At 67.0% G+C, this 6,160-nt stretch carries 8 protein-coding genes; 6 read left to right on the forward strand and 2 right to left on the reverse strand.

What is annotated here, in order from left to right; genetic code table 11:
• Positions 1-186: 186 nt before the first annotated feature.
• Positions 187-1,113: an Rpn family recombination-promoting nuclease/putative transposase gene (locus VTU_RS0100060; RefSeq protein ID WP_010099634.1), complete on the forward strand. Its 927-nt coding sequence runs from the start codon at positions 187-189 to the stop codon at positions 1,111-1,113.
• 11 nt (positions 1,114-1,124) lie between these two features.
• Here VTU_RS0100060 and VTU_RS0100065 read toward each other — a convergent pair whose 3' ends face one another.
• Positions 1,125-1,547 (reverse strand): RNA-binding S4 domain-containing protein, encoded by a 423-nt coding sequence (locus VTU_RS0100065; RefSeq protein WP_010099635.1) that lies wholly within the window; start codon positions 1,545-1,547, stop codon positions 1,125-1,127.
• A gap of 158 nt (positions 1,548-1,705) precedes the next feature.
• On the opposite strand from VTU_RS0100065, the gene VTU_RS0100070 reads away from it, so the two are divergent.
• The 5 genes from VTU_RS0100070 (at position 1,706) to VTU_RS0100090 (ending at position 5,940) form a co-directional block, all read left to right on the forward strand.
• The gene (locus VTU_RS0100070; protein ID WP_010099636.1) at positions 1,706-2,665 is read left to right on the forward strand and encodes a Bug family tripartite tricarboxylate transporter substrate binding protein; all 960 of its coding nucleotides are present in this window, start codon (positions 1,706-1,708) and stop codon (positions 2,663-2,665) included.
• A 19-nt stretch (positions 2,666-2,684) separates the two neighbouring features.
• On the forward strand, positions 2,685-3,203 hold the full coding sequence (locus VTU_RS0100075) for a tripartite tricarboxylate transporter TctB family protein (RefSeq protein ID WP_029553956.1): 519 nt from the start codon (positions 2,685-2,687) through the stop codon (positions 3,201-3,203).
• Between the two features lie 12 nt (positions 3,204-3,215).
• Entirely contained in the window at positions 3,216-4,727 is a 1,512-nt protein-coding gene (locus VTU_RS0100080; protein WP_010099640.1) for a tripartite tricarboxylate transporter permease, read from the forward strand.
• Positions 4,728-4,867: 140 nt separating this feature from the next.
• Entirely contained in the window at positions 4,868-5,731 is an 864-nt protein-coding gene (locus tag VTU_RS0100085) for a DUF2189 domain-containing protein (protein ID WP_010099642.1), read from the forward strand.
• On the forward strand, positions 5,728-5,940 hold the full coding sequence (locus tag VTU_RS0100090; RefSeq protein ID WP_010099644.1) for a DUF2788 domain-containing protein: 213 nt from the start codon (positions 5,728-5,730) through the stop codon (positions 5,938-5,940). The genes VTU_RS0100085 and VTU_RS0100090 overlap by 4 nt, the downstream gene beginning before the upstream one ends.
• Before the next feature lie 51 nt (positions 5,941-5,991).
• Here VTU_RS0100090 and VTU_RS35640 read toward each other — a convergent pair whose 3' ends face one another.
• Positions 5,992-6,138 carry a glutathione S-transferase C-terminal domain-containing protein gene (locus VTU_RS35640; protein WP_369021507.1) on the reverse strand — a complete coding sequence of 49 codons (147 nt, stop codon included), beginning with the start codon at positions 6,136-6,138 and terminating at the stop codon, positions 5,992-5,994.
• Between the last annotated feature and the right edge of the window lie 22 nt (positions 6,139-6,160).

A 6,160-nucleotide genomic window follows, 5' to 3' on the forward strand; every position in this document is an offset into this window, starting at 1 on the left:
CTGCCTGAGCGCCGTGCGCTTTGGCGCGACGCTCGCGCAGCGCGAACGCTTGCAGGTGCGGTGTGTGCAGGCGCTGGCGCCTGGATAGTTGCAGAGTCAGCGCATCCCGTTTGGCCGACCGTTGACCTTGCCGCCTGCCCCGTCCGCCTGCGATAGACTGCGCAGCCAAAGCAGGAGCACCCGTTCATGAACCTGAGCTACCTTGATCCCAAGATCGACTTGGTCTTCAAGCGCGTCTTCTCGCGCGCCAATCTGCTCCTGGACTTTCTGAACGCCGTCCTGCCCTTGGACGCGCCCATCGAGTCCCTGACCTATCTGCCCACCGAGCAGGCGCCGCAAGTCCCGGGCATGCGGTTTTCCATCGTCGACGTCAAATGTCACGACCAGAGCGGTCAGGTGTTCGTCGTCGAAATGCAGATGCTGTGGACCGACGCTTACTTCTCGCGCATCCTGTTCAGCGGCGCCCAGGCCATCGTCAACCAACTCTCCTCGGGCGCGGCCTACCAGTCGCTGTGCCGGGTCTACTCGGTCACGGTGCTCAACGATGTTTTCGAGAAAGCCCCCAGCGAGAAAGACCGCTGGCTGCACCACTACAAGATCACCAGACTCGCCGAGCACGACAAGGTTTTGCAAGGCTTGCAGTTCGTCATTTTGGAGTTGCCCAAATTCACGCCCCAAACGCGGGTCGAAAAGCAAGTGACTGCGCTGTGGTTGCGCTTTCTGTGCGAGACCGGCAAGTCTGGTTTCGTACCCGATGAAGCCTTTCTGTCTTATCCGCCGGTGGCCAACGCGGTCAAGCTCACCGAGTTCAAGGGCTATAGCGCGGTCGAAATCGAGAGCTATCAGAAGTATCTCGATGCGCTGAGCAACGAGAAAAGCTTTCTGCTCGATGCCGAGACCAAGGGACGGGCGCAGGGGATGGAGGAGGGGCGGGTTGAGGGGATGGAGGAGGGCATTGAGAAGGGGCGGGTTGCGGGGTTGCAGGAGGGCATCGAGAAGGGAAGACTGGCGGTTGCGCGCAATCTCTTGGCCTTGCTCGATGATGATGAGGCCATCGCGCAGGCCAGCGGTTTGGCCCTTGCGGCCATCAAAAAGCTGCGTCAAGGGGCTTGAGTCAAGGGCGCTCACTCCTCGATCGAAGCGCTCCAGCGGTCGTCCCAGCCGTGCGCGCCCATGCGCTCGATGGCGCGCCGGTCGCGCTTGGTGGGGCGGCCTTCTTGCAGGCTGGCTGCGGGCTCGGGGGCCAGGCGCCGTTGCTGCGCAGCCTGCGCGCGTGCGGCCAGGCTGTCTGCGGTTTCCTCGTATAGCTGCTGGGCCACGGGCGCGGGGCCGCGGGTGGCGGACAGGCCGCGCACGATCACGGTGCGCGCAACGGGCCCCTGGCGCAGGGCCACGGTGTCGCCGCAGCGCAGTTCCCGCGCGGGTTTGGCCAACTGGCCGTTGACCGTGACGCGGCCCTTGCCGATTTCTTCGGTGGCCAGTCCGCGGGTCTTGTAGAAGCGGGCGCACCAGAGCCATTTGTCCAGGCGCATCGTCGTGTCGTTCATGGGGCGATTGTGCCGTGTGCGCGCGGCAACAGATGGTCCCGCCCCATGCCGGTCGCTGCGCCTGCTGCGTAGGTGTTTTCCCTGGGGGTCAAGGGGGTCGTTTGCCATGCGGGATCGCGCATCATTGGATGGTTTGCAAATCTTGCTCTGGAGGCTCCATGCGTCGCGATGGTTTTTTGAAGTCACTGGCCGCCCTGGCTGCCGCGGGCGCGTTGCCCGCGCCGGCCCAGACGGCGTTGGCCCTGAAGATGATGATTCCTGCCAACCCGGCCGGTGGCTGGGATGCCACCGGCCGTGCCCTGGGCAAGGCGATGCAGGACGCGGGTGCGGCAACGTCGGTGTCGTATGACAACAAGGGCGGCGCTGCCGGGGCGATTGGCCTGGCGCAGTTCGTCAACGCGAGCAAGGGCGACCCGAACGCCCTGATGGTGATGGGCGCCGTGATGCTCGGCGGGCTCATCACGGGCAAGCCCCCGGTGGGTCTGGACAAGGTCACGCCGCTGGCGCGCCTGACGAGCGAATACAACGTGTTCGTGCTGCCCGTCGATTCGCCGCTGAAGACCATGCAGGACGTGGTCGGACAGCTCAAAAAGGACCCGGGCAGCGTGAAATGGGGCGGCGGCTCGCGCGGCTCCACCGAGCACATTGCCGCGGCCATGATCGCCCGCGCGGTGGGGGTGGACCCGGCGAAGATCAACTACGTGGCGTTCCGTGGGGGCGGGGAGGCGACGGCCGCGGTCCTGGGCGGCAACGTCACCGTGGGCGGCAGCGGCTACAGCGAGTTTGCCGAGTACATCGCGACCGGCAAGATGCGCGCCGTGGGCGTGACCTCGGACGTCCGCCTCAAGGGGGTGAACGTGCCCACGCTCAAGGAGCAGGGCATCGACGTGGAAATCGGCAACTGGCGCGGCGTGTACGGTGCCCCGGGAATCACGGCCGCGCAGCGCAAGGCGCTGATCGACGCCCTGTCCAGGACCGTCAAGCACAAGTCCTGGCAGGACGCCATGGACAGGAACGGCTGGACGCCCGCATGGCTCGCGGGCGACGAGTTTGCCCACTTCGTGGACGCGCAGTTCGCCAGCCTGCGCGCCACGATGGCCAAATCCGGGATGATCTGAGTGGCAGGCGGGGAGACATATGACACAACGACATTCATCGCACTCCAGGCCCTTGCAGACCCTGGTGGGGGCGGGGCTGGTGGCGCTTGCGCTGTTTCTGGCCTGGGGCGCGCGTTCGGTCAGCGCCGAGGCGGGTTATGGCGGCGTGGGGCCGAACTTCCTCCCCTGGGTGGTGAGCGTGGCGCTGCTGGTCTGCGGCGCGCTCTGCGTGGTGCAGGCGCTCACGGGGGGCTTTCGTGATCTGGAAGAAAGCTCCGGCGAAGCGCGTGCGCACTGGCCGGGCTTTGTCTGGGTGTCGGCCGGCTTGCTGCTGAATGCCCTGCTGATCACCCGGATCGGCTTCATCCTGAGCTGCGCGCTGTGCTTCGTGCTGTCGGTGCGGGGCTTCAAGAGTTCCGAAGGCCGGCTGGACCTGCGCCTGCGCGCCTGGGTCGTGGACTTCCTCATCGGCGTGGCCCTGGCTGCCCCGGTGTTCTGGATGTTTGCGCAGTTGCTCGCCATCAACCTGCCCGGCCTGACCAGCACGGGGTGGCTGTAGGGTCTGCACGCCATGGAAACGCTGAATCTCCTGATGCAGGGTTTTGCCACCGCGGCAACGCCCATGAATCTGCTGTGGGCCTTTTTGGGCTGCATGATCGGCACGGCAGTGGGCGTGCTGCCGGGCATTGGCCCGGCCGTGGCCGTGGCCATGCTGCTGCCCATTACGGTGAAGGTCGAGGCCACGGCCTCGATGATCTTTTTTGCCGGTATCTACTACGGCGCCATGTACGGGGGGTCGACCACGTCGATCCTGCTGAACACGCCGGGCGAGGCGGGCTCCATGGTCACGGCCATGGAGGGCAACAAGATGGCGCGCAACGGGCGCGCCGGCGCGGCGCTGGCCACGGCGGCGATCGGCTCGTTCGTTGCGGGCAGCATTGCCACCGTGCTGGTCACGTTCTGCGCGCCGCTGGTGGCGCGGTACGCGGTGCGGCTGGGGCCGCCCGAATACTTCATGCTGATGGTGCTGGCCTTTACCACCGTGAGCGCGGTGCTCGGCAGGAGCACGCTGCGCGGCATGGTGGCGCTGTTCGTCGGTCTGGCCATGGGGCTTGTCGGAATCGACCAGATCACCGGGCAGGCGCGCTACACGGGCGGCGTTCCCGAGTTGATGGACGGCATCGAGGTGGTGTTGATCGCCGTGGGGCTGTTTGCCGTGGGCGAGGCCCTGTACAACGTGATGTACGAGGGCCGGACGCAGGAAACCCGCAACCGCCTGAGCGGCACGCACATGACCCGGCAGGAGTGGCGCCGCTCCTGGCCCGCTTGGTTGCGCGCCACGGCCATCGGTTTTCCGTTCGGCACCGTGCCCGCGGGCGGCAGCGAGATTCCCACCTTTCTGAGCTACGCGGCGGAAAAGAAGCTGAGCCGCTACCCGCAGGAGTTCGGCACCACCGGCGCCATCGAGGGCGTTGCCGGCCCCGAGGCGGCGAACAACGCGGCCATTACGGCGACGCTGATTCCGCTGCTCACGTTGGGGATTCCCACGTCCAATACCACGGCCATCCTGCTCGGCGCGTTCCAGAACTACGGCATACAGCCCGGCCCGCAGCTGTTCGACACCAATGCGGGGCTGGTCTGGGCGCTGATCGCTTCGATGTACATCGGCAATGTGATGCTGCTCATCCTGAACCTGCCCCTGGTGGGCCTGTGGGTGAAGCTGCTGAATATTCCCAAGCCCTATCTGTACGCGGGCATTTTGGTGTTCTCCACGCTGGGCGTGTACGGCATGCGCCAGAGCGCGTTCGACCTGGTGCTGCTGTACGCGATGGGCCTCTTGGGAGTGCTGATGCGCCGCTTCGATTTTCCGGCCGCGCCGGTGGTGGTGGGCATGATCCTCGGGCCCTTGGCCGAGGCGCAGCTGCGCAACGCCGTGTCGATTGGCGAAGGCCGGTGGTCGATCTTTCTGGAGCGCCCGGGTTCGTTGGCGCTGATCGTCGTCGTGCTTGCGCTGCTCATCCTGCCGCGCCTGCTGCGCCGCTGGGCGGCGCGCAAACTGGCTGCGGCGCCGCCGCCGGCCTGAGCTGCGCGCCGTCCACGTCCATGAAACGGCACGGAATCTTGTCCTGGATCAAGGCTTTGGCGCGCTGCCGCGCGCGCATGGCTTGATCCCGCGGGCCGATGCCGCGACACTCCACCCGTCGCGCGCCGACCCGCCAAGCCATGCCCCGCCATCCCTGCGCCCTGCCCGCCATCCGCACGATCGGCCTGATGCAGCCCCTGGCGTGGCTGGCCCTGGCCTGGCGCGACATGGCCCGCGCGGGCTGGATCAGCTTTGCGCATGGCCTGGCGCTTGCGCTGTTTGGTGCGCTCATCCTTGCAGTAGCGCACAACCGGTTCTGGCTGCTGGCGGGCGCGTTGTCGGGCTTTCTGGTGGTCGCTCCCGCGTTGGCCGCGAGCCTGTACGCGCTGAGCCGCGCGCTCGAGCGCGGGGAACCGGCGAACACGGGCGTGGTGCTCAGGACGTGGCTCAACTGGCAGGACGGCCATGTGGACAAATGGGGGCGCGACTACTGGTGCATGGCGCAGTTCGGCGCCTTGCTGGCGCTCGCAGCGACGGGCTGGGTCGTGACCTCCGCTGCGCTCATCACACTGCTTGCGCCCGTTCCCGTCCTGACGCCGCTGGATTTTCTGCGCCACGTGGTGTTGGCCGGGGACGGCTGGCTGTTTGAACTCTGGCTGGCGCTGGGCAGCCTCATGGCCGCGCCGATCTTTGCGTCCAGCGTGGTCGCCATGCCCCTGCTGCTGGACCGCCGCGCGAGCCTGCTCCAGGCCGTGCTCACGAGCTGGCAGGCGGTGCTCGGCAATCCGCTGCCGATGGCGTTCTGGGCCGCGCTGATCCTGGGGTTCACGCTGCTCGGTCTGGGGTCGCTGCTGCTCGGCTTGATCGCCGTCATGCCCCTGCTGGGCCACGCCAGCTGGCATGCCTACCGCGACCTGGTCGATGCAGCGCATCTGCCGCTGCGCGACGCGCCTGCGCCCGCACGCGGCGGCGGGACGGGTGGTGGTGATGGAGGGGCAGCGTGATCTTCGGCTTTACCGAGGCGCAGATCGCGGGCTTTTTCCTCACCTACGGCGTGGGGGCGTTCATCCTGTACATGCTGTTCATCATCGGCCAGCTGGCGTGGGAGTCCAAGGCGGGGCGCTTTGGCACCTTTGTGCTGTTCCTGGGCCTGGGTGTGGGCTTTCTGGGGTTCTTGGCCAAGGTGGTGATTCAGTGGTGGCTGGAGCGGTGACGCAGAGCACTCCCGAGTCACCCCTTTGAGGGGGCCGACACCAGCCGTTGATTACAGCGTCCAGCGGGCGCGCAGCGACGGCCGCTGGGAAAACTCCGCGTACCACTGCGCCACCGCCGCGTGGCGGCTGCGCCAGTCGAATTCGGCAAAGCGCACGTCGAGGTAGCCGAGCGCGCAGGCGACGGTCAGCGTGCCGATATCGACGCGGCCGGGTGCGAGC

The sequence above is a fragment of the Verminephrobacter aporrectodeae subsp. tuberculatae At4 genome, from assembly GCF_000193225.1.
Classification (GTDB): Bacteria; Pseudomonadota; Gammaproteobacteria; order Burkholderiales; family Burkholderiaceae_C; genus Acidovorax; species Acidovorax aporrectodeae.